Source organism: Acinetobacter sp. ANC 4558, assembly GCF_002135375.1.
Taxonomy (GTDB): domain Bacteria; phylum Pseudomonadota; class Gammaproteobacteria; order Pseudomonadales; family Moraxellaceae; genus Acinetobacter.
Genome location: NZ_NEGH01000002.1, coordinates 337,563 through 359,185, shown reverse-complemented (window position 1 = coordinate 359,185; position 21,623 = coordinate 337,563). Strand labels below are relative to the sequence as shown.

At 37.0% G+C, this 21,623-nt stretch carries 26 protein-coding genes and 1 tRNA gene; 4 read left to right on the top strand and 23 right to left on the bottom strand.

Features of this window, described 5'->3' with window-relative positions:
- Nucleotides 1–15: 15 nt before the first annotated feature.
- From B9T31_RS04135 to B9T31_RS04025, 23 genes are all read right to left on the bottom strand, one after another.
- Complete coding sequence (locus B9T31_RS04135; RefSeq protein ID WP_086180695.1) at nucleotides 16–1,341, bottom strand: phage minor head protein; 1,326 nt, start codon at nucleotides 1,339–1,341, stop codon at nucleotides 16–18.
- Nucleotides 1,341–2,918, bottom strand: a complete 1,578-nt coding sequence (locus B9T31_RS04130) for a DUF935 domain-containing protein (RefSeq protein ID WP_086180694.1) — start codon at nucleotides 2,916–2,918, stop codon at nucleotides 1,341–1,343. Before B9T31_RS04130 ends, B9T31_RS04135 begins: the two co-directional genes overlap by 1 nt.
- Before the next feature lie 138 nt (nucleotides 2,919–3,056).
- A complete protein-coding gene (locus tag B9T31_RS04125) occupies nucleotides 3,057–5,255 on the bottom strand; it encodes a hypothetical protein (protein WP_086180693.1) in 2,199 nt (732 codons plus the stop codon).
- Between the two features lie 304 nt (nucleotides 5,256–5,559).
- Entirely contained in the window at nucleotides 5,560–5,829 is a 270-nt protein-coding gene (locus B9T31_RS04120; protein WP_086180692.1) for a hypothetical protein, read from the bottom strand.
- 66 nt (nucleotides 5,830–5,895) lie between these two features.
- Entirely contained in the window at nucleotides 5,896–7,434 is a 1,539-nt protein-coding gene (locus tag B9T31_RS04115; RefSeq protein WP_086180691.1) for a hypothetical protein, read from the bottom strand.
- Nucleotides 7,431–7,976 (bottom strand): DUF3486 family protein, encoded by a 546-nt coding sequence (locus B9T31_RS04110; protein ID WP_086180690.1) that lies wholly within the window; start codon nucleotides 7,974–7,976, stop codon nucleotides 7,431–7,433. The genes B9T31_RS04115 and B9T31_RS04110 overlap by 4 nt, the downstream gene beginning before the upstream one ends.
- A 2-nt stretch (nucleotides 7,977–7,978) precedes the next feature.
- A complete protein-coding gene (locus B9T31_RS04105) occupies nucleotides 7,979–8,287 on the bottom strand; it encodes a hypothetical protein (protein WP_086180689.1) in 309 nt (102 codons plus the stop codon).
- A complete protein-coding gene (locus tag B9T31_RS04100; RefSeq protein WP_086180688.1) occupies nucleotides 8,284–8,631 on the bottom strand; it encodes a hypothetical protein in 348 nt (115 codons plus the stop codon). The genes B9T31_RS04105 and B9T31_RS04100 overlap by 4 nt, the downstream gene beginning before the upstream one ends.
- A 9-nt stretch (nucleotides 8,632–8,640) precedes the next feature.
- A complete protein-coding gene (locus B9T31_RS04095; RefSeq protein ID WP_086180687.1) occupies nucleotides 8,641–9,027 on the bottom strand; it encodes a hypothetical protein in 387 nt (128 codons plus the stop codon).
- Between the two features lie 11 nt (nucleotides 9,028–9,038).
- A complete protein-coding gene (locus tag B9T31_RS04090; protein WP_086180686.1) occupies nucleotides 9,039–9,614 on the bottom strand; it encodes a hypothetical protein in 576 nt (191 codons plus the stop codon).
- The gene (locus B9T31_RS04085; protein WP_086180685.1) at nucleotides 9,611–10,111 is read right to left on the bottom strand and encodes a glycoside hydrolase family 108 protein; all 501 of its coding nucleotides are present in this window, start codon (nucleotides 10,109–10,111) and stop codon (nucleotides 9,611–9,613) included. The genes B9T31_RS04090 and B9T31_RS04085 overlap by 4 nt, the downstream gene beginning before the upstream one ends.
- 114 nt (nucleotides 10,112–10,225) lie before the next feature.
- Entirely contained in the window at nucleotides 10,226–10,654 is a 429-nt protein-coding gene (locus B9T31_RS04080) for a Mor transcription activator family protein (protein WP_086180684.1), read from the bottom strand.
- Nucleotides 10,629–11,051 (bottom strand): gp16 family protein, encoded by a 423-nt coding sequence (locus tag B9T31_RS04075; RefSeq protein ID WP_086180683.1) that lies wholly within the window; start codon nucleotides 11,049–11,051, stop codon nucleotides 10,629–10,631. The genes B9T31_RS04080 and B9T31_RS04075 overlap by 26 nt, the downstream gene beginning before the upstream one ends.
- The gene (locus B9T31_RS04070) at nucleotides 11,048–11,458 is read right to left on the bottom strand and encodes a hypothetical protein (protein WP_086180682.1); all 411 of its coding nucleotides are present in this window, start codon (nucleotides 11,456–11,458) and stop codon (nucleotides 11,048–11,050) included. Before B9T31_RS04070 ends, B9T31_RS04075 begins: the two co-directional genes overlap by 4 nt.
- A gap of 300 nt (nucleotides 11,459–11,758) precedes the next feature.
- Nucleotides 11,759–12,031, bottom strand: a complete 273-nt coding sequence (locus B9T31_RS04065; RefSeq protein ID WP_086180681.1) for an HU family DNA-binding protein — start codon at nucleotides 12,029–12,031, stop codon at nucleotides 11,759–11,761.
- Nucleotides 12,032–12,066: 35 nt separating this feature from the next.
- Nucleotides 12,067–12,684 (bottom strand): DUF3164 family protein, encoded by a 618-nt coding sequence (locus B9T31_RS04060; protein ID WP_086180680.1) that lies wholly within the window; start codon nucleotides 12,682–12,684, stop codon nucleotides 12,067–12,069.
- Between the two features lie 10 nt (nucleotides 12,685–12,694).
- Nucleotides 12,695–12,904: a TraR/DksA C4-type zinc finger protein gene (locus B9T31_RS04055; RefSeq protein WP_086180679.1), complete on the bottom strand. Its 210-nt coding sequence runs from the start codon at nucleotides 12,902–12,904 to the stop codon at nucleotides 12,695–12,697.
- A gap of 82 nt (nucleotides 12,905–12,986) precedes the next feature.
- The gene (locus B9T31_RS04050; RefSeq protein WP_086180678.1) at nucleotides 12,987–13,328 is read right to left on the bottom strand and encodes a LysR family transcriptional regulator; all 342 of its coding nucleotides are present in this window, start codon (nucleotides 13,326–13,328) and stop codon (nucleotides 12,987–12,989) included.
- Nucleotides 13,309–13,527 (bottom strand): hypothetical protein, encoded by a 219-nt coding sequence (locus tag B9T31_RS04045; protein WP_086180677.1) that lies wholly within the window; start codon nucleotides 13,525–13,527, stop codon nucleotides 13,309–13,311. The genes B9T31_RS04050 and B9T31_RS04045 overlap by 20 nt, the downstream gene beginning before the upstream one ends.
- Nucleotides 13,520–14,215: a hypothetical protein gene (locus B9T31_RS04040; protein ID WP_086180676.1), complete on the bottom strand. Its 696-nt coding sequence runs from the start codon at nucleotides 14,213–14,215 to the stop codon at nucleotides 13,520–13,522. Before B9T31_RS04040 ends, B9T31_RS04045 begins: the two co-directional genes overlap by 8 nt.
- Nucleotides 14,216–14,228: 13 nt before the next feature.
- A complete protein-coding gene (locus B9T31_RS04035) occupies nucleotides 14,229–14,987 on the bottom strand; it encodes an AAA family ATPase (RefSeq protein WP_086180675.1) in 759 nt (252 codons plus the stop codon).
- Nucleotides 14,988–15,043: 56 nt separating this feature from the next.
- Complete coding sequence (locus tag B9T31_RS04030; protein WP_086180674.1) at nucleotides 15,044–17,179, bottom strand: Mu transposase C-terminal domain-containing protein; 2,136 nt, start codon at nucleotides 17,177–17,179, stop codon at nucleotides 15,044–15,046.
- On the bottom strand, nucleotides 17,179–17,448 hold the full coding sequence (locus B9T31_RS04025; protein WP_086180673.1) for a helix-turn-helix domain-containing protein: 270 nt from the start codon (nucleotides 17,446–17,448) through the stop codon (nucleotides 17,179–17,181). Before B9T31_RS04025 ends, B9T31_RS04030 begins: the two co-directional genes overlap by 1 nt.
- Before the next feature lie 142 nt (nucleotides 17,449–17,590).
- Here B9T31_RS04025 and B9T31_RS04020 point away from each other — a divergent pair, with 142 nt between their 5' ends.
- The 4 genes from B9T31_RS04020 to bioA all read left to right on the top strand — a co-directional run bounded on the left by B9T31_RS04020 (nucleotide 17,591) and on the right by bioA (nucleotide 21,623).
- Nucleotides 17,591–18,337 (top strand): hypothetical protein, encoded by a 747-nt coding sequence (locus tag B9T31_RS04020; RefSeq protein ID WP_086180672.1) that lies wholly within the window; start codon nucleotides 17,591–17,593, stop codon nucleotides 18,335–18,337.
- A 970-nt stretch (nucleotides 18,338–19,307) separates the two neighbouring features.
- Nucleotides 19,308–19,384, top strand: a tRNA-Met gene (locus tag B9T31_RS04010).
- Nucleotides 19,385–19,508: 124 nt separating this feature from the next.
- Nucleotides 19,509–20,249 carry a lipase family protein gene (locus tag B9T31_RS04005; protein WP_171264683.1) on the top strand — a complete coding sequence of 247 codons (741 nt, stop codon included), beginning with the start codon at nucleotides 19,509–19,511 and terminating at the stop codon, nucleotides 20,247–20,249.
- A 93-nt stretch (nucleotides 20,250–20,342) separates the two neighbouring features.
- A complete protein-coding gene (gene bioA, locus B9T31_RS04000; RefSeq protein WP_086180792.1) occupies nucleotides 20,343–21,623 on the top strand; it encodes an adenosylmethionine--8-amino-7-oxononanoate transaminase in 1,281 nt (426 codons plus the stop codon).

Genomic DNA, 21,623 nt, shown 5'->3' with positions numbered 1-21,623 from the left:
AAGTCGTCCACCATCTCACTCTTCTTGAATTGTTTCATATAGTCCAGACTTCACATTGCCAAGTATTGAATTGAGTGAAACCTTAAAAACACTCACAATCTGCATTACGCCATTCATTGGGCGAACGGCCAATTTAATCACTTCTTGATGATTATTTGTATTTAAACTTGAAGTGATCCAGAGAATACTTTCATTTTTAGCATCCCAAAGCACATGCAAAGGCTGGGCAACAAGAAGCGGTAATTCTTGCCACTCGCTCATGCTCAGTGCATTGTCAGATTCTTGATGACGCTTTGCTTTCTTACCAATGAGTAAACGATCATCAATAATCATGATCGGACTTTCAAGGCTCTGTCCTTTGTTCAATAAAAACGTGATCTCTTTCGCCTGAAGTACACCAACGGTAGTGGTTTTACCTTGTGCCTTACTAAAATTTATGGTGTTTTCAACAAAGGCTAGATGTGATTTTTGACGAAGTGGAGCCGTTAAAATTTGTTGAACTTGCTTGAGACCCTCAGCATCACCTATATATTTTCGTGCCCGTTCAGTGAGGACTTGATCTATTGTGTAACTGGTGGCAGGGGAGTTATTAAAGCCAGCGGCTGGACTAAAAGTCAGCACACCATCTTTAGTCGGGATATCAAACTGCTGTCGAGTTGCATAAATATCTGCACCCGTAAAGCTATCTACACCAATTTTTTCAGAATATTGGCTTTGATAACCTTGACTACTTAAAATCTCTTTTCCTTCTATTTCCCTTTCTGATCTAGCAATGACACGACAGTTGCATCCAAATTTAGAAGGAGGATAGGCAACTGTCCAAAAAGGATCATCTGCCCTTAAAATTCGACCATTCCAAGCCTTATGTTCTTCACGGTAATTAGTCATCGTAATATGGCGGTATTCCCAATAAGGGCGTGTATCCATAGACTCAATCATGGTTTTATAACGACCAGCACTAAATGCAGAACGCATATTCGTATGATAAATCGTGCGTAATCGTCTTGGAGATCCAAGTTGAACTTCTTGTTCTTGTCCAGCTGGATTCACAACAGTCTTTTTACCCCACCAACCTTTTTCTTGTAGTATGGGGGTAATGTCAGCTTGCCACCTTTCAAAGCTTTGGCCTTGTTCTAAAGCGGTGATGAGTGATTTTTTGATGTCCTGAAGAAGATCGAGTTTTGCAACTTTAGCAACGGTAAATGCTCGACTATGGGCATCATCTAATGTTTGATGCCAATCCCATCCAAACTTATAACCTTTACTCTTTAAGTACTGAACTGCCTCTTTCGGTGGCTTATGAAATAGGGCATTTAGCTCTGGTCTATGCGGTGTAGGCATTACTCAACCTCTGCTTCAATACTTAAGCGGCCAAATACTTCACATGCAAAAATAAGCTGAGTTAGCTTTTCTTGAAGTGCTGGCTCATCATCATTTGGATTTAACTCTGATAAAAGTAACAAGACATCTTCTTCTTTTCCTGTCTGTATTTTATTGATTAATCCTGACATCCATTGTTCTGATATTGCTTGGCTACTTTCAATTTGCTCATTCAGCAATAGTTGAATTGCCTGATCTTCTAATGGAATATTACGATTATTTGCTGCTAGTTTTTGCGTTAGAAGCTGAGGTGAAAAAGTATTTGCTGCTAGGTGAGGAATAGTCTGACTAGATTGAACAACCTGCTTTTGTAGAATTTCATCCTGATCATCAGTTGGTAAAGGGATACCTGTACGTTCATGTGCCCAACGTAAAGGAATCTTCATTCCATTATCAACAAGCGCACTAATTGACTCACTAAATGCTTTTAAATCCTCTGTTTCTGTTAAATCAAAATAGAACTTAGGATAGCGATCTGATGATATATCAGGATAATTTAAGCGCATTAAATGGGTAACAAGTGAGTCATTAATAGAACGTGCTAATTGTTTAGCATCAGACTTAGCAATGACTTCAAATTGATTTTCATGGGTTTTACTTTGAGCATTGGTACTGGTTTTACCATCCGCTTGACTGAGTAGTGTTCCACCTACAATGATTTTAGATTGAGTTTGTTCACACCATTTGATGACTGCCATATGATTATCTGTATCACCATTGGCTGCATTCTCAAATTCAATACTCATACCTTTGGGAATGATTCCTCCAGCATTACGACCGATACTCATGACAGCACGTAATAGCGTCATTTTTTCATCATTTGTCGCACCTTCTGGATATTGACCAATACGAATAGGTAAGCCATAAATTTCTAAGAACTCCATAACATCACGGACACCATAGTTCTTGAAAAGGAAAGGCCATGTTAAAACACGATGTAATCCAGATCGAGAGATATAACCCGATTTTGCTTTATGGTAATGAACAAACCAACCAAAATCCCAAAGTTCTGCACCATCTAATAAGCCCGTATTTAAACGTAGTTCATTAGGTTGAGAAACAGGTGTCATAAAGTTTCGTGCAAGCTGATGTTGGAAGCTTGTAGGCAACCAAAGTGATCCATAGCGTTGCCACTTGATTTCTTGACAGCTATAACCATGACCGACTGCATCCATTGCATCAAAAAGAAACATCTCAAAATCTTGGATTTCATCTATCCATTCTTTAACTTCTTCAGCTATTTTTTTTTCTTGATCTGATGCATTTTTAGGAGGATTTATTCCCCAATCTAGGCTATTAACAGATTTTTTGCGCTTATCCATTTCACTAAAAATATGACCATCTCGTTCTTCCATATCTGCGAATAGATCTGCTTGTGCCTGTAGATTTCCTTGTTCAGCACCGATAAGCAATTGATGCAGTCGAGCAGGGGTTAAACCGATTACTGGGTGTTCTTGCCACTGATTAGTAAGCCAAGCGACATCAGCAGTTTGAGTCGTTTCTAACGCTTGTTTCTGAGATTTATCTTTTTTAGCCATAATAAAAGCACAATACGGATATTGTGCTTAGTTTGAATGTCATTTAACAAGTTTAAGTATGGAAGTACTTCCAAATATCTACTACTGTGGGTAAACCATGATCTTTATTAAAAGTCGGGGTATAGGGTTGTTGGGCGTTTAATTCGTAGTATTCAATTTATAATGCAATGTGGATTCTAGAATCTGACCTTTTTTATACTCAACAAAAACTTTATCATTTTCATCATTTGCAAAAAATTCAGTCGCTGTAAAATATATCTTGTTGTCTTGTTCACGATTACTAATATGAACATGATAATCATAAAGATTTGTATCAAGCACTTTAACTTCTGCTGATAAACCCATATCACCTGTTAGTGTTATAGATTCTCCTTTTGATATTGATCTTGGCAATCTAGTGAAGTCATTAGTTGTTACGTCCAAAAGCGTAAGATCTGGATAAATTGCTGTTTTACTGACTTGTTTTGAGCTAACAACACGCCCCCAACACAGCATGCCAAAATAAACATTTGTCAGTTGGATTGTTTGAGTGAATTTCAATTGCTGTCTAACGAATAATCCGTCTTTATTAAAAATATAATCTTTTATATGTTTTGCAAAAACGGTCTCTGTATTACAAATGAATACATCAGTTTCTTGCATAAAGCGAATTTCTTTAAAGTCACCACTAAATACTGAGTCTTGAGCGTAGTACTTACCGTCCGCTATAAAAATAGCATCCTTAGTTTGAATTTCATCACCATGAAATCCTCCAACAGCATCAGACCAACCTCCAGCAATTGCCAGTTCACTTTCACCGTTACCAACAATGCTATTTAAAATTGAAAAAAAGCTTGAATTAACTTCATCAACTCTCGTAAATCGCCACATTTTAATGTGACCATACTTATTTGTTAGTTCTAATGCAGGATTATTGATATAACTCATTAGGTAACGCAGGTAATTACTGCCAGTTCCTTTAATAAAAAACTCTAATCTATTTTCTGTCTTAACAACTTTGATTGTATTTGACGTATCAAATTTCGTCTGCGGCATACCGTTTTGCACAAGTTTACCGCCATAGCTTGTACCTGCTGTTCCGCGAAATGTAAACATTGCAATTTTTAAATCATCTACAAATGCTCCAGTTCCATAGTTTCCGCTTGTCCAACCTGTAGCAACTTGACCAACTAACGTATCACCGTCTTTTGCAGAGCCGAGATCTACGTAATAGCATGCATTATTTGCAATGATTAAATCTGTCTGAGCTTGTACAGTAATCATCCCAAGTCCAGCACCTAAAAAAACACGAAAAGCACTGTGTGAAATCGTATACTGAATGTTTGTTGAGTCGAAAACTGCTTTTGATAGACGTCCCAAGACCACATAACTATTTTTTCTATCTTGAATTTTTAAATCTGAAAATTTGGTATCTAACGTCGCTATAAGACCATTTTGTATTAGTCGCCCACCGATTCGAGCTTTAACGTCATTCCACGCAAACAATGGATATCTTAAATCGCTGATGAAAGCACCAGTCCCGTAATTTCCACTAGTCCAACCTGTAGCTATTTGTGCTGAAATAGTTTGATTTGTTGAACTGACAGGCACGTCAGTTAGATCAATATAATATGCAGAATTAGCAGGTATAATAAGATCCGTTACTGCTTCAACTCTTACATATCCACGACCCCCACCTCGTCGTAAAATTAAATCTGTATGGCTAATTGTGTATGTGCTGTTACTGCCTGAGTATTCAAATTTTGTTAAATATCCCTGCAACACATAATTATTTACATTCAGTCGTAAATCTAAATAATCTGTGACTGGTTTAATAACGTTATATAGTCCCTGCTTAAATAAATAACCACCTACACGGCTTTGGCTGTCATTCCATGCAATTAACGGATATTTTAAATCATCTACAAATGCTCCAGTTCCATAGTTTCCGCTTGTCCAACCTGTAGCTATTTGTGCTGAAATTGTTTGATTTGTTGAACTAACAGGCACGTCAGTTAGATCAATATAATACGCACAGTTTGCCGGAATAAGTAAGTCAGTGACAGCTTCGACAAGTACATACCCACGACCCCCACCTCGTCGTAAAATTAAATTAGTATGACTGATTAAATAAGAATTACTTGATGATACAAACTCGAATTTTGTTAAATATCCTTGTAACACGTAATTATTTTTTTTAGAGAAATCTTTATTTGCTTTTTCCTCATTTAGGAATTCAGTTCTCGCAACTAAAGCTCTAGCTTGTTCATTCATGTTGCCATTCGGGCCACCAGTAGCAAATTCTACTCCTATTTCACGAACATCAGCCCAACTCGGTTCTGGAGTTAAGTTTGTCATTTCATCTCTCCAAGTTTAGCTGTTTGATCTAAGCGTGTTTCCATAGTCTTGGTTCCTAATAATCTGACTAATCAGAGAAACTGTCTTGTTCAGCACTGATAAGCAATTGATGCAGTCGAGCAGGGGTTAAACCGATTACTGGGTGTTCTTGCCACTGATTAGTAAGCCAAGTGACATCAGCAGTTTGAGTCGTTTCTAACGCTTGTTTCTGAGATTTATCTTTTTAGCCATAATAAAAAAGCACAATACGGATACTGTGCTTAGTTTGGTTTACTTCTCTATGGATTAGGTGTGGAAGTACTTCCTAACATTCCTGACGGATTTTTGCTGTGATCACATCGAATTGTTTTTGGTTTTGAATTTGTTTGGAAACACTTAAAGCCCAGCTCAAAGCTCTGCATACTTCATATTGTGGGGCATTGTTCTGTTGTAAGAATTCAACTTTATCATTGGCTTTTTTCATCATGTTGTAATTAGAAAAGATTTGAGAACCATAAAAAAAAGCAATGAATGCAAGTATCACACAAACAATATATGCAATAGGATTGGTTTTATTTTCGTTATATTCAGTCATGATGTTACTCTTATTTCCCCAAAAGTATGGTTGATTCAACAACACTTTGAGGACAAACTCAAGCTGTTAAATAAAGTTACGCTCACCTGTATTCATATTCTCATCGAATGAAGATGCACTACTTTCACGACTCGGAATAGCAATAAATTCAATAGGGGCACTTGGATTCTTACTTGCGTAATCAGCAAGTAAATGAGCGATTGCACTATCGCCATGTCGCTTAAGACCATCTGATCCTGTCGCTCTCTTTTGTGGGATACGTGCTACACCATTGACTAAGATAAAGGCACGATGATCATCCAAAACATCTTTATCTTTTGGAATGTCAACAATATCCCCATCTTCTAACGCTGCCTTAAAATGTGGCGTATGCTCACGATACCAACCTTCAGATAAATGAATGGCTTCAATTTTTTCACCAAAAGCGAGTTGCATTGCTTCAGCAAGATAACCACCATTACCAGTTGCATCGTGTGCGCCTTTGCTAAAGTTAGGTAATGCTTTTGCTATCAGCTTGAACAACTGCTCTTGTTGTTTATATGGCATGTTAGAAAGCTCCAAAACGAAAGGGCAGTGCTTCCGAGTGTCTTGATGTTCAACCAAAGGCCAAAACACACAAAGATCAGAACGACGAGCGAAATCTAGACCATAAAAACTTTTTACTTTCTTGGGTAATGAATCAATTAAATGTTGAATGACTGTCTCAAAAAGCACCTTAATTTCTTCATGTCGTGCTTCTTCAGAACATTTTTCAAAGCCTTTAGGTGCAGACCAACGAATGATAGGAATTTCTTTTTGTCGTTGTTCTAACAATGCCTGACTGAGCCAACGACCACCGCCTTTACTTGGAATTACATCCAACTCTTCATCGGCTGCATCACCATAAAAACTATAGACATCATTCATCCAAGCTTGTTCTTCAGTTGGGTTATATGGAATGCCTTTACGTAAACAGACACGTTTATATAAGCCTTGTGCGACAGCTTCATTAAATGTTGTACGGTGTACTGTGCCTTTCCGTTTGCCTGCACGAATTTCCTTGATCAATTCATTAAAGGGATTATCTTCACCATCATGAGTACTGATGACACGGACGCAACCACCCCAAATTAATAAAGCCATAGCTGCTTTTAAAAGCTCATCTAAGTCTTCATGGAATGCTGCTTCATCAAGAATGACACGTCCTTGCCGACCACGTAAGTTAGAAGGTCGTGAAGTCAGTGCTTCGATACGAAAGCCCGAATTAGGAAAACGAATAATGTAAGTTTTAATCTCCTTATCACCATCTTCCCAAATGCCTTCTTCCATCTCAGCAGCAGCAAGGTTATAAGCACGTGCCCACATTGCACAGGCTTGAATAAATTCAACGGTCATATCTTTGTTATAACCAAGGTAATAACAATTTTGACCACCAGCAGAACGATCACTAGCCACTTCTAACGCTGCATCGGCAGCCTCAGCCCAAGTTAAACCAATACGACGAGACTTTTCCCCAATTTTTAGCGGACTTTTATCTGCAATCCATTCTTGCTGATAAGGTAGGAGTACTGCTGGAACAGTACTGTCAAAGTCAGGTTCTAACAGATCAACAGGGTTACTTGTCATGTTTTAGAAATTCCTAGAATTTGAGCACGAATATCAGCAGCAACTTCCGCCGATAGACCACCTTTTTTCACGATGCTATCAACCGCTTGAGCAGCTTTTTCAACACGATCACGGACATCCAACATCCATTTCTTTTGATTTACAGAGGCTTTCATAATTTCTGCAATACCTTTACCAGAACCTGCAATTAACGCTAAACGTTTAGCTGGATCGGCTTCATCACCAGCTTCTTGCAGTTGAATTAAACTGTTAAAAAGTTGCGTTTGCATTAATGAAATAACCGCTTGTGAACGCATATCTGCATCATCAGGTGCAGCATCTGCAATAAGCATTGCGGCCTGAGTACTGGCTTGAACCGCAGCCATTTTTTGCTCTAGCTTTTGACCATAGCGATGGATGCTTGATTTGCTGACGTTATAACCACGTTCTGCTAAGAGTTCTGCTATTTCTACATAACCACAAAAACCATGATCCCTAAAACGAGCATCTAGCCATGCTTTGTCTTCAGGATTAAGCTGATCAATTACAGATGGTTTTGCCATGCTCACCCCCAGTACTTTGTAGGACGTGCAATACCAGCAACGCAATTCACTGTATATTCAACAATATCAATCCCATTAGAATTAAGCGTTGAATGCCAATGCCCATCAGGATTTCGAGTAATATCAATTAATGCTTTATTTTCTAAATATGCAAGTTGAGCATGGAGTTCATTTGCTGTTGCATCAGGGTAAATTGCTTGTACTACAGTTAAAACTAATACATCCATCGCACCCAATGGCCGAGCATTGTTCAAAGCATTTAACAATAACCAACGCATGCTTTCACGACGTGCTTTTACCAGATCAGTCATTCTTTATTCATCCCTTGGCGAATTTGAACATTTTCTATTTTTGAAGCCAAAGCATCGAGCTTGGCTTCAATGACGGTTTGACCTCGTATGTAGTCTTCACGAGCAACATATGCATGGGGTAAATCAATCTGAAATTTATAGAATTTTCGCTCTAAATCACGAATCTCAGATTGGTTCTGTTCAGACTGCTTAGAAACATCTTCAAGCTTGTTTTGCACAACTTGAAAGTTGCTATTTAAGTTCTCTTCAATACGTCCCCAAAGTATTTTTATTGTCGTTACAACAGTGGTAATAATCGTGATTAGAATCATGATCCATTGATATGCTTCAAGCTGAATCGACACACTACCTCCTTAACCTGCAAAGGTTTGCAGAACTGAGCGGCCACTATTCAACATAGTGATTAGCTGATCAATGAACCATGAAACAGTAGTACGCCAGTCTGCCCAGATTCTTTTAATTTCAGCATGAGCTTCTAAGTACTCTTTAATGATGAACTCAAGGACAGCTTCTTTTTTTTGTAAGCCTTTTAAGACACCCTCATTTTCAACAGCTTGCATATATTTAGCTGTTGTTTGAAACATGTCATATATGGCTAAAGAGGTTAGTTTCACATTACTAAAGGTTTTTTTAGTCAGCTCAATTCCTGCTTCTACGGTTTCACTAATATGCCCATAGTTTTTTAGAATAAAGTCAGCAAGACTCACAATCGCAGTTTTTGAAAATGTAACTTTTGACATAACGTTATTCCTTATTTCTTCGATTGATTGATATAACGACCAACAAGACCACAAAAAGCAGTAAAGGCAATTAAGTAGGTTCGGAAATCACTAGGAAGGACAGACAATAGTTCTGGTGGTATTGGCGTTGTTGCAAAAAATACGATTAAGCCAAAGCACCAATTACTGATCCATTTCCAAGATTCTTGCCAGTTATTCACGAGTATTGTTCTATCCCCACAACCTTGAGCCACTTGGCTTTTAGTTGTTTCTAAAGTCACTTTCACATCGGCTAATTGTTGATTTAGACCAGTGATGATTTCATTCTTATCTAGAATTTTTTGTTTAGCTTCCGACAGTAAGCGACTTTGATCACTCAGTTTTAGAGCTTGATGATCTAACTGGCTTTCAGCGTTAGAAACAGATAACTGTAATTTCTGAATGGTTTCAGACTTTTTGATATTCACTAACGCTTGTAAGTCTTTTTGACCTGTTTCATAGCCATTTTTAAAGTCGGCATTACCACGTTTTTCAAGCTGCACTTGAACCCCTTGTTGGATACGAGATTGAATTAAGGCATGGGGTACTTTTGATTTTTTATGACTCATGGCGTATCTCCAGCGGCATAGCGTAAGTTCCCAGCGACACGACGAGTCCAACCCCGACCAAATGTAGGGAAGGTGTTCAGCTTCGTATAAAACTCAAGCCGTTCGGCATTAAATAAAACCAAAACATCATCGACAGTTTTTGCTTTAATCGCATTTAAAGTTAATGAGCCAATTTTCCCATCGTCAGCGACACTAACAGCTCGTTGAAGCATACGAATTGCATTACCAATGCCATGATTTACAGCAGCATCAAACATTTGATAACCAATAGCGGCATCATATTGTGAGCACTTAGCACGATCCCAATAGGCACTTCGATAGATTTCTTTTGCCTGATTACGGCTCATAGAGCGCATTGAACCTAAATAACCATTTGCTCGTGCTGTGCCTAGAGTGATTCCCCAATTGGTTTCTCCCCCAGGATCTTTAGGATGATTGACATAGCCACCTTCATGACCGATTAGTCGCTCAAAAACCTCTTCAAAACTTAAAGACATTTGAATGAACTCTTATTTAACATCTTATTAGTTTTGACTATTTATAATTTTTATCGTTGCGGAACTACTTCCATAAAAAAACCGCCCGAAGGCGGTGGAGGACAATTTCTAAGCTTATGCAAACATATCGAGTTGGTTGTTAAATTTGGGTTTGGCTGAGGGTTGTAGTTGATTTTTACGGACAGAACGAATCCAACGAGTCGTAACATTATACTTTTTAGCAAGTTCACGTTGAATTTTAGAGTCAGCTCCTAATTCTTCTAAGTCTTGCTCAATCCGCTTGTCACGTAAAATACCTAAATAACGATCAGACTTAGGAATATAAACAGTACCACCACTCCAAAACTGGCATAGTTTTTTAAGGTTGTTGAAGCCAAGAAGCTCTGCGAGTTCATGGCTTTCTGAAATGGATTTAAGAGGAGGGAAGCTATAATCAGAACCACCATAATGTTTAATCAAAATCATGGCAGTTCTGTAGTCGGTTAATTGAATAATAAGTCGTAAATTTTCAGGTAATTTATCTAGATACTCGTCTTGTTTCATTGTCAGCTCGCTTAGATTTGTACTCCAATGCTGCTACTATACGCCATAGTTCATTTTCAGTACAAAATTCTAACGCTTCCTTTTGAAACATTTGTTTAGCAATACCTTTTGCGTAATTCCAATGTAGTTTGTGTTCCGTTAAATGGGCTTCAATTTTGTTGATTAAAGCTTCTTTTGAAAGCTTCACTTTAGGCTTTGTACCAAAATTACGCTTAGAGAAACCGAGATGATCTAGATGCTGAATAACTTTGAGCAGGTCATCCATACTCATATCTTTGGCAGATCGTTTACCAGTAACATGCTCAAGCATGTCACGGTAAGTATCCTCATCTAAACCTAATGTCTTTTTACCCATATGAATGGCTGCTAGGCGTTGGTTACGAGAAGCTTTTTTCATGCGGCCATCTCTCCCAAAAGTTCAATTGAGTGGCTCACCTTGATGAGGTGATTAATCGCTTTGGTGACATTAGAAAAATAAGGTAAGCGATATTCATGTTTATCATCCAAATCTGGATATTCTTGATAGGCTTTTCGCTTGCCATATAGCTTTAAAAGCTTATTTTTAAAGGAAGGTTTATATTTATTCACGAAGTATGGTGCTAAATATTTCGCTTCAGGATATTGGTTGCTTTTAGTACACCAGCAACCTTTAACAGTGCCATCTACAAATACACCAACCACTAATTTCATTTTATGCCGTTGAATACGAAGTGAGATTTCATAATCATCACATTTAAGCTCTATACGGTTGCCTATTTCCAATTCGTTTATTACTAATGACTTTTGTTCTTTGCTTAAACTCATGATGTTTCCCCAATGCTGATAATCACTTCAGGTGGTAATTTGTCTAAATCTTCACGGTTGATCATTTCATAAATCCTAATTTTTTTGCGCCACAAGCACATTTGTAGAAACCTTTCAGGCTAATAGATACGGTACGTGTCGTTCTGCTAGTGACTTGAACGTTTTTAATGTGTTCCCATTTATGGCGTACACCTAAAGTACATTTTTTCATTTACTTGTTTTTCCTAAAATTTGGGTCAAAAAAAACCCACCAAAAGGTGGGCCTTTTGTTTTTTGTGAAACCTTATGATGAAAATCTCATCAATTCAGAGCATCCTTAAATGCTTTGCTGGCTTTGAATGTCGGGTTTTTTGAAGCTGCAATAGTGATTGCTTCACCAGTTTTAGGATTACGTCCTTGACGTTCAGCACGATCAGTTGCTTTGAAAGTACCGAAGCCTTTTAGCTCTACTGCTCCACCATTAGCTAAGGTATCAATCACAGCAGTTTCTAACGCTTGAAGGCTTGCTGTAGCTTGTACTTGAGTAAGTCCAGCAGTTGTTGCGATGTGTTTAATAAGTTCAGATTTGTTCATGGTTTTATATCCAATTAAAATAGGTTTAGGGGGTGTTAAACATTTGCAAAATCGAGCGAAATTGCTTGATATTTGCCATCTTCATCACGCTGATAAAAGCGGATGTAATTCTTACTATCAGTGACAATAATGCTGTCACTAATGGCATCCATTGCTCTTAGCCATTTCTCATCCCGAATATCTAAACGACGTAGGCTGAGAACACGACCTGTTGAAATTTTCCCCTCCTTATCCACTTGGAATGCATCATTAATTAATACCTGAATGTTATCGTTAGAATCTGCTGCCCATTCAGATATGCATTCATCAATTAAAGCTTTTGCAGCTTGTAAACTTTCATCAAAGCGAATGCTTTCTTGGCTCTGACGTACAATTTTATATTTCCCATCAAAGCTAAATAAAGTGACATTTCCTTTATTTCCACCAAGATGAACACCGTGTTGTTCTGCTGAGAGTTGGATAAAGGCAGCAATATCTTCAAAAGATAGCTTTTTAAATGCCAGCATTTGCTGTTGTAGCTGTTGAGCATCTTTAATTAAACGCTCAACGAGATCACTACGCTCAATATCAATTGCTTTAACTTGATCACTTGGTATTAAACGACCTTTAGCATCAAGGCGATAACCTTCTGGAATTTCTATAATTGCGTTCATTTTTTTCCCATTAACGATAGAGTCTATTATTTATTTCAATTGCCGATTGGCAACCAATACAACGTGTTACACCACCAAGAGCACGACGCTTTTCAGGGATTTTTTCTCCACATTCAAGACATTCATATTCACTTGCCATGTCGTAAGACGTTCGATTACTTAGCGTTTGAGCTAATCGCTCATCTGTAATTTCACTTGCTATATCTGCTAAATCAGCCATCACAATACTTTCCAAATAATTGCTAAAATTATTAACGTTCCGCAAATTGTCCAGACAATCTCATTAATATCCATAGTCACTCCTAGGTAATTCTTTTTCTAATGCAGGCATGTGGACATTGTTGACATGCTCTCCAGTGACGCATTTCAGCAGGGTTCTGAGTAGGTGCATTACGTTCACGAAAACTGATGCACTCATCAGGGCTAATTTGTTTTTCCAAGTGAGGGCAGGTCACGCTCCCCAACACTTTCATAACTGTTCTTTCTAGACGCTCTGTACTGCCGATGTATTTGCCACGAAGTGCAAGTGATAAACTTGTTCTAGCGTAACCAAGCTCATCTGCAACTTTTTGAATACTTCCAAGCTGTTCAATACGGCTTTCTACTAGAGAGATCCATTCAGGTTTATGTACGTTGCAGGACATATATAAGCCCCCCAATCAGAATGATATTAAGAAGGAGTAAAGTAGAAATCACTTGCTTACTACGAGCTTGTGTTTTACTTAATTCAACTTCTGAATCTTTAGCTAATTGTTTGAATTTGTTGCATTCAACAAATAAACGGATACGGTCATTAGCTACGAAATTTTGAGCAGAGGCGTTTGCTTTTACTTTATTATTCATCGTCGATTTCCTCTTGAGTTAGCAACAGAGTGCCGTGCTTTAGTTCTTCTTCAAGTTCTGGGCGTTCTGAAAACATGACTTGATTCGTATTAGGATCAAAAACTTGTTTTGCACGTTGAATCTGGGGTGGAATTGGCCCAGTATTCATATGTTCAATCAGTCGGTACTTTGTCTTTTTACCAGCAATATTTTGATGTTTTTCAACTACAGTTAAGTACCCAGCAGAATTTAAAAGTTGCAAATAAATATTTGCTGTTGCAATCGATATAGAAACTTCATCATTTGAAGATAAAGCCGCTAACTCTTCTGCATTAATCGCTTTTTTTAGGATTCTTAATGTATTCCACATTGCTTTATTGACTTGGGCAGGTTTTGTTTCAACGCCATCTCGATCAATGGTTGGTGCTGTGTAACCAACATCACGAATTAGCTTATAATGATTTCGCTTTACACCTTTGCCTTCAACTTGTTGTTCATAAATTACCTCAATAAAACCTGCTTTTTTTAAGCCCATAAGGTAAGTTCGAGCACTTCCTTCTTTCATTGAGCCTTCTTCAGATACTTGAGTTAAAGTAAAATCATTTTTAAATTTACGAATTGCAATCCAAACTCTTTGACGTGGATTGAGTGTAGGTATTGCCTTGTTCATAGATCCTTTACCTTGATAATCTGACTGATTAAACTGCATTAATTAATTACCCTTAAAAACTACGTGGTTTAGGGCTTTCGCCTGTTACAAATCCATCTGTTAATAGTTCTTTTAAGACATTTAAATTAATGTGCTTAACGCCATCTTCTAGTGCCTTTTCATTCAGCATTTCTAAGTTAGTTGATACACGTCGAGTTGAACCTTTGACTTGGCTTAGAAGCTTTTCTAAGACTGAATCATCAATTTCTAACTTAGGTGCGTAAATAGAACATAACTGTCTAACGTCATCTAAATCAGCAGGAAGAGCAGGAACCCAGTTCAATATCCGACCATGAAATCGTTCCCATTTTTCAAGTTTACGAGCAAGCATTTCCTCACCAATGATTAAGAAAGTACCTTGGCTTGCTTCATATAAATCACGAACAATTTCAACTTTATTCCCTTGAACTAGATGATCAAACTCATCAATAATCAAAGGACGACCAGACTTAGCTAATTCACTACTTGCAAGCTCCATCATCTCGGATAAGGTTGCAGGATAAGGAATGCTCATCTCTCGAAGTAATGCTTGTAAAAAAGCCTTCTTGGTATATGTACTTTTAACTTGAACATAAAAAGCATTGGTTTTAGTGGCTACATAATTAGCTGCTGTAGATTTACCAAAACCGCTTGGGCCATAAAATGCAGAGATACCAGGTAATAATGGATTTCGCTCTAACGTACGTTTAACTGCGGTATAGCACTGTAAAATATTGCGAATTTGAGCAATACCGCCTGTTAAAAAATTTGTATCATTGACATTTGTATTCATTTAAATCACCATTGAATAAGGTTAGTGTTGTTTTAAAGCAGTATTTGCGGTACTGCTTACCCATGACGCTGGTCTAAATAATTATTTAGTTCAGCGTCTTCCTCTGAAAGTTGTGTAAACTTTTTAGAGGTTTGAAAAAACTCCCAGAAAGTTTTATCCGCCTCATTTATCTCCTCGTGGTTTGAAATAGCTTTATCTAAGCGAATCCATTTCTGAATTTTGATGTTATCTTCAGCAACCATGTTTGTTTTAGATTCTTGTGGTATAACATCTTTGAAATAAACCACTTCTTTGTGTTGTTTGACTGGTAAGGCATTGAGTTCAGCCATGAGTTCAGCATTTCTATTGCTGTTAAATGGAATGATGGTCTGATTTTCAATATGTTCAATTACACGTTGAGGGTTAGCTTCTTGTAATACCTCATCTTGTTTCACAGCCAAGCGACGTAAGCGACCATCTGCACGACGTTGACGTGCTTGTTCAACTTGGGTTTGAGGGAAATAAGCACGTTTATTTGCATTCCAATGGGCATAACAAATTAAACGACCTTCATCATCACGAACGGTAATTTGGTCAGCATTGTGAATGTCATAACCTACAAGTACTGAGTCACCATGAAATTCAGCAAGTTCTTTGCTAAAATAGCGGTTTCCAAATAGCTCAATTTCACCACGACGTACCTTACGTTCTTCATATGGACGAAATAGATCCTCAGCATCCCAATCCTCAACTTGATCAATGGGTGTGCCTTGTTCTAACGCTTCATTCCAAGCTTCTAACGGACTTTGATGGCGGTTTTTTGATGTTTCAGGATCTACAATTTTCTTTAAGCTACTGTGCGGTTTGTTGTTGTATTCATTTACAACTTCGGCTGCAAAGTTTAAGAAATCATTCCAACTAATGAGTGATTGAGATGTCCCAATTTTCTTAATTTCACTGCGTGTTAGCTTGAACATTTTATTGCTAGCTTCTGCATCCATATCCTTACCAATATAAGAAGGTAGACGTTTAGCCGCTTTAATCCATAATGTTTGATGGCTACGCTCAATTAAGCCTTTTGCTTGAGAGTTGTATGGCAAGGCGTGAGACATTTCCGTATTTAAACGAGCCATAACACCACGACCTTTTGCACCCATCATTTGGTTTTTATAACCAGAGCCATTATCCACATAGAAAATTGCTGGAATACCACACTCTGTTGCACTCATACGTACAGCATCTAGAACAGCCCAACCACTTTCCGCAAGGTCAATAGACCAACCCACTAAACGACGTGTTGCAACATCAATAATCGCTGTAATTTCAGGACGAAAAGGCTTTCCATGCATAGGGTGTGCAACTTCAGCATCAAAACAATGACCATCTGCGGTATAAACATCAGTTGGTAATAATTGCCCAGTATCACGACGTATAAAAGGCTGTAGATTTTTTAATTCACGGCTACCCATACGACCACGCTGTGCTTCAACATTACCTAGCTTTTCTTTAATAAAACGGTAAGCTTGGTTGTAAGTAGGGCAAGGCACATTCTCTTTTAAGTAGTTTGGAAGTAATTCCAAAACTGCTGCTAATGCTGGTTTTTGTGGTTGAGCATATAGCTTAAGTAGATCAGAAGCCCATGCAGGTATTTCTACACGTCTAGCTTTAGGTGCAAGCACACTAATGACATTCATGGCTTTCTTCTCTGCATCTTCTACAGCTTTAATCCAATCAAACACGCTACGACGTGAAACAGTACGCTCGTCTCCAGCTTTAGCATTTGCCTTTTGAACAGCAACTTGCATGTCTTCAGGAAGAGCTTGATTATTTGCATCAGTAATAAACTGTTCAATTACAGGCGTTTTTTTCATACCTTGTCTAACCTTTTGCTGTATATAGCGAACAACGAATAGTTTGTTTTCAGCTATTTCACGTTGCCAATTCATTAAGTCAGTTGTTTTTTGTTGCTCAACTATATAAGGCTCAGTTGATTGACTTGTAACCACTTCAGATTTAAGTTCTTTTATGGCAATTAGGTTGCGTAATTCTTCGCTTATTTCGTATTCCTTTCGTATTCCACCTTTTCCTCTGCTTGGAACTTCTCTATACTTCCAATCATTAGCTTTAACTAGGTACTCCCATCCTCTTCTTGTTGATGGATGATTTTCTAAATTTAAAGCCAAGAGATCAGCAATACTGTAATGTGTTTTCATTAAGCACAGTCCTTATTGCTATAACGTGGGTAAATGCGCTTGTTATCACTAGTCCAACGTTCAGGGAATAACTCATACAAGGGTTTTCCCAGAAATTTAGAGATTACAAGTTCACCTTTTTTACTAGGGTGATACAGTGCATTACGAACTGTCCTATCAGACATGCCGTAGTCTTTTGCAAGCTGAGTTAAACTCTTTCCACGTCGTTTAATTTCAGCTTCAATACTGTATCTATCCCATTGTTCTGTGGGTTTTTGCTCTAAGCCCATTTGAACTCCTTGCCTTTTTAGGCATTTTTTTAAATCGTTAGACTAGGTAAACGCCTTGTCTAAATGAAAGATACTTCGTAAAAGATTCGTAGTCAACACTTCGTAATTAAAATTACGAAGTATTTTTACAGGAATATTCTAAATGATTGATGTTGAAGGAAATATTTTACTTCGCAATTTGGGTTGTGAATCTGATAATTTTTCGCAATTCAAGGAATTTAATTGCGAAAACGAATTAACCCCTATTCAGGCGAGAATGTATTATTTGATGCTAAATGGACTTCTTGTGAGAGGTGATGATGAATCTTTATATGGATGGTGTGGTCGTATTGGCTTATCTAACTCTACAATTTTTGGAATATTCAAAAAAAATAATAAAAATATGCATTTGTCAGTTGCTAAAAAAATTGCAGCTGCAACAGGTGCAGACATTGAATGGGTGCAGAAAGGTATTGGTGAGCCATTTAATCGTGAAAGCTCGTCTTCTTTATCTAGTGTGAATTTTAGTAAATCTTCTACAAACTTATTAATAACATCTGTAATTCATGGAGGAATTAATAAGGAGTATCTAGAACAGTGCTTTGAGTCGACAGATGGTGCTTTAAAAGCAACATTTCTTATGATGCAAGCTGATGATAAAGCTGAATTTATTTTAAAATTTTATACAGCACTTTTAGAAGAGCATGGGGTAAGCTCTACGATTGATCCAGAACTATTTATATTAGCTGTATTTACGATTGAAATCGCACTATATTATTCACGACAAACTATGTCGCCTAAAAACAAATCTGAATTGATTGTAGATATATATGATAAGTATCATGTAGATGCTGACTTAACCCAAAACATAAAAAGTGATTTCGACGAATATAGAAGGAACAGAGCTTAATGCATGAAAAGTTGAAAAGTAATTTAGTAAAAGATTTTATAGAATCTGTTAAACCAAATGAATTATCTACAAGCGTAAAATTTAAAGTACAAGATCACTTAATATTTGAAATTAATATTTCATCAAACAACACCAATGAACTAAATCGGCAAGTTATAGACGTAATTCAATTTTCTATATCTTCCGCAATAAAGTCATTATCTAGCGTAAAATAAAAGCAAAAAATGTTTATAGTTCTTAAAAAGATGTAAAGTTGTTCCTTAATAAATTTGAGGAACAAAAAATATTATCTATATTAATCAATGTTATGTGTTGGTTTCTTTAGGGGGAGTAAAAAATCCAATTTTTGCATTTGTTATTAAATAAATGCAAAACTATTTTGGAACTTTAAAATAGTTAAAACTTTAATTAGCAAAGGTTTCTCTTAAAAAGCAGTTTATATATTTAGTGCAGAATGAGAACTAAAAAAATGATGTTCCCTTTAAAATACTAAATTTAGTGCAGAATAAAGTGAAAATTGAGTCCACTCTTAATTGCCTTAAACATTTCTATGAAATCCTTGCTATATAAAGGTTTCATCCCACAATATCCCAGTTCTTCCCGAATCTTCCCAGATCACTCTAGTGCAGAATGAATAGATAACTCACAGAGTATGCCTCTGATGAATGGGTAACTTACTTTAAAAATTTTCCTTATTCTGAATGATCGTGTTTCAAAAAAAGATCCAATATTTTGAGTAATTATCAAATAATGATGTCAATTTTTTATTAAAAATAGTACTTGATATAAATCACGTTATTATTGAAAAATAATAAAAATTCCAAATTGTGTGAGAGAAACTTCTGCTGAGATAAGCTAAATTTTATGTGATTAATATTTAGAATAAAACATTTGTATAAATGCTGATCATTTGATTTTTTAAATGCTTGACGATGATGTGTTAAATCTAGATAATGCGCACACAGTTTACGGCTATGTAGCTCAGTTGGTTAGAGCACCGCACTCATAATGCGGGGGTCACAAGTTCAAGTCTCGTCATAGCCACCATTTTTATAGACCACATTCCTAAATGTGGTCTTTTTTTATTTATATATATCTATATCTAAAATGGAATGTCGTTATAAAAAAGAAAGAAAAAACTTAAAATCAGATTAAAATAATAAAATTTTATATGTGGACGAATGCTGTGAAAATTTTACTAATCACTGGTTGGGGTGGTGGCACGCTATTACTTGAATCATTAAAACAACATTTAGAGCAAAAAAATTATATTGTTGAACTCATGAATATTTTTGATGTTTATGATTCTGAAGTGTTGCAACACAAGATTGAACACGCCAAAGCATATGATGTCATTGTTGGGTGGTCATTAGGTGGGCAATTGGCAACAGTTTTAGCATCGGAAATACAGCAACAATATCAGTATAATAAAATATTAATTACTTTAGCTTCTAATCCGTGTTTTGTAGAGCATGTGGATTGGCCCTTTGCGATGAGTACAACTGCATTTGAGCAATTTAAGAATTCATTTCATATGGATGCTGTAGCAACCCTCAAAAAATTTGGTTTTATGGTCTGCCAAGGTGTTATTACAGCAAAAGAAGATTTCAAATACTTGCAAAGTTTAATACAAGCACAAAATTTAGATACATTAAGTCATGGATTAAATGCTTTAGCTGGTTTAGATAATGTTAATATCTTGAAAAATTATATGGGCCATCAATATCATATATTTGCAAAACAAGATTATTTAGTTAGTTACAAAATTGAGCATATAATTGCAAATTTATCCGCAAAATATTTACAAACAGAGCTTATCAATGGATCGCATGGCTTTCCAGTTTTTAATGCAAAAGAAATAAGTTGTAAAATATATCAATATCTAGAGGGAGTTGCGCAAAGTAAAGTATAAGTGGTTTTTATCGCAATTTATTTTTATTCCTAGTCGGTTTAATATGCATGAATAATATTGAACGCAACATGCTTGGAGCACGAGATGGCCAGAATAACCGATCAGACATTTGATCAGGAGCATCTTTGGCATCCTTATACTTCAATGACTGACCCTTTACCGACATTTCAGGTAAAACGTGCATTTGGTAGTATGATTGAATTAGAAGATGGGCGTCAGCTTATTGATGGAATGTCATCTTGGTGGTGTGCAATACATGGGTATAACCATCCTGTGTTAAACCAAGCAGTTACAAAACAATTAGAAAGTATGTCCCATATTATGTTTGGTGGTTTTACACATTCGCCAGCAATCGAACTAGGACGTTTACTTTTAGAGATTACACCCCCAAGTTTAACCAAGATTTTCTATGCAGATTCAGGCTCGGTTGCGGTAGAAGTTGCATTAAAAATGGCCGTGCAATATTGGAGTGCTTTGGGGCAACCTGAAAAAACAAATTTTATAACGACTCGATCTGGTTATCATGGTGATACATGGAATGCGATGTCGGTATGCGATCCCGTAACAGGAATGCATCAGATTTTTGGACAGAGCTTACCGCAGCGTATTTTTATTGATGCACCACGGACACGTTTTGATGCACCGTGGGATATGACTGATATTGTAGATTTAGAAAGAAATCTCGCTCAGCATCATCAGTCTATAGCTGCTTTTATCATTGAGCCAATTGTACAAGGTGCTGGAGGAATGCGTTTTTATCATCCAGAGTACTTGCGCCAAGTGAAAAGGCTATGTGAAAAATATGAAGTTCTGTGCATTTTTGATGAAATTGCAACAGGTTTTGGGCGAACTGGAAAATTATTTGCTTGTGAGCATGCACAGGTTGAGCCGGATATCATGTGCATTGGGAAGGCACTGACAGGCGGGTATATGACGCTATCTGCCACGCTAACGACAGATAAAGTTGCAGAAGGGATTAGTCGTGGGGAGGCGGGTGTTTTTATGCATGGCCCAACATTTATGGCGAATCCATTGGCATGTGCTGTTGCTTTAAAAAGTACTCAGTTATTGCTTGAACAAGATTGGAAAGGTTGTATTCAGCAGATTGAGAAACAATTGAATTGTTATTTAACTCCTCTTTCATCTTTAGCCTATGTCCATGATATTCGGGTTTTAGGCGCTATAGGGGTTGTTGAGTTAACTTTTAATGTGGATATGAAATACTTACAAGAACAATTTGTTCAGCGTGGGGTTTGGATAAGACCTTTTGGAAAACTGGTTTATGTTATGCCACCTTATATTATTTCTGAAAATGAACTCTCTCAACTTTTAACTGAATTGGTCTATGTAATTCATGAATTAAAGGAAATATAA

What these genes read in the sequence shown, in the direction of transcription:
- B9T31_RS04135 (WP_086180695.1), bottom strand. Translation starts at nt 1,341, where the DNA reads ATGCCTACACCGCATAGACCAGAGCTAAATGCCCTATTTCATAAGCCA.
- B9T31_RS04130 (WP_086180694.1), bottom strand. Translation starts at nt 2,918, where the DNA reads ATGGCTAAAAAAGATAAATCTCAGAAACAAGCGTTAGAAACGACTCAA.
- B9T31_RS04125 (WP_086180693.1), bottom strand. Translation starts at nt 5,255, where the DNA reads ATGACAAACTTAACTCCAGAACCGAGTTGGGCTGATGTTCGTGAAATA.
- B9T31_RS04120 (WP_086180692.1), bottom strand. Translation starts at nt 5,829, where the DNA reads ATGACTGAATATAACGAAAATAAAACCAATCCTATTGCATATATTGTT.
- B9T31_RS04115 (WP_086180691.1), bottom strand. Translation starts at nt 7,434, where the DNA reads ATGACAAGTAACCCTGTTGATCTGTTAGAACCTGACTTTGACAGTACT.
- B9T31_RS04110 (WP_086180690.1), bottom strand. Translation starts at nt 7,976, where the DNA reads ATGGCAAAACCATCTGTAATTGATCAGCTTAATCCTGAAGACAAAGCA.
- B9T31_RS04105 (WP_086180689.1), bottom strand. Translation starts at nt 8,287, where the DNA reads ATGACTGATCTGGTAAAAGCACGTCGTGAAAGCATGCGTTGGTTATTG.
- B9T31_RS04095 (WP_086180687.1), bottom strand. Translation starts at nt 9,027, where the DNA reads ATGTCAAAAGTTACATTTTCAAAAACTGCGATTGTGAGTCTTGCTGAC.
- B9T31_RS04090 (WP_086180686.1), bottom strand. Translation starts at nt 9,614, where the DNA reads ATGAGTCATAAAAAATCAAAAGTACCCCATGCCTTAATTCAATCTCGT.
- B9T31_RS04085 (WP_086180685.1), bottom strand. Translation starts at nt 10,111, where the DNA reads ATGTCTTTAAGTTTTGAAGAGGTTTTTGAGCGACTAATCGGTCATGAA.
- B9T31_RS04080 (WP_086180684.1), bottom strand. Translation starts at nt 10,654, where the DNA reads ATGAAACAAGACGAGTATCTAGATAAATTACCTGAAAATTTACGACTT.
- B9T31_RS04075 (WP_086180683.1), bottom strand. Translation starts at nt 11,051, where the DNA reads ATGAAAAAAGCTTCTCGTAACCAACGCCTAGCAGCCATTCATATGGGT.
- B9T31_RS04070 (WP_086180682.1), bottom strand. Translation starts at nt 11,458, where the DNA reads ATGAGTTTAAGCAAAGAACAAAAGTCATTAGTAATAAACGAATTGGAA.
- B9T31_RS04065 (WP_086180681.1), bottom strand. Translation starts at nt 12,031, where the DNA reads ATGAACAAATCTGAACTTATTAAACACATCGCAACAACTGCTGGACTT.
- B9T31_RS04060 (WP_086180680.1), bottom strand. Translation starts at nt 12,684, where the DNA reads ATGAACGCAATTATAGAAATTCCAGAAGGTTATCGCCTTGATGCTAAA.
- B9T31_RS04055 (WP_086180679.1), bottom strand. Translation starts at nt 12,904, where the DNA reads ATGGCTGATTTAGCAGATATAGCAAGTGAAATTACAGATGAGCGATTA.
- B9T31_RS04050 (WP_086180678.1), bottom strand. Translation starts at nt 13,328, where the DNA reads ATGTCCTGCAACGTACATAAACCTGAATGGATCTCTCTAGTAGAAAGC.
- B9T31_RS04045 (WP_086180677.1), bottom strand. Translation starts at nt 13,527, where the DNA reads ATGAATAATAAAGTAAAAGCAAACGCCTCTGCTCAAAATTTCGTAGCT.
- B9T31_RS04040 (WP_086180676.1), bottom strand. Translation starts at nt 14,215, where the DNA reads ATGCAGTTTAATCAGTCAGATTATCAAGGTAAAGGATCTATGAACAAG.
- B9T31_RS04035 (WP_086180675.1), bottom strand. Translation starts at nt 14,987, where the DNA reads ATGAATACAAATGTCAATGATACAAATTTTTTAACAGGCGGTATTGCT.
- B9T31_RS04030 (WP_086180674.1), bottom strand. Translation starts at nt 17,179, where the DNA reads ATGAAAACACATTACAGTATTGCTGATCTCTTGGCTTTAAATTTAGAA.
- B9T31_RS04025 (WP_086180673.1), bottom strand. Translation starts at nt 17,448, where the DNA reads ATGGGCTTAGAGCAAAAACCCACAGAACAATGGGATAGATACAGTATT.
- B9T31_RS04020 (WP_086180672.1), top strand. Translation starts at nt 17,591, where the DNA reads ATGATTGATGTTGAAGGAAATATTTTACTTCGCAATTTGGGTTGTGAA.
- B9T31_RS04005 (WP_171264683.1), top strand. Translation starts at nt 19,509, where the DNA reads ATGTGGACGAATGCTGTGAAAATTTTACTAATCACTGGTTGGGGTGGT.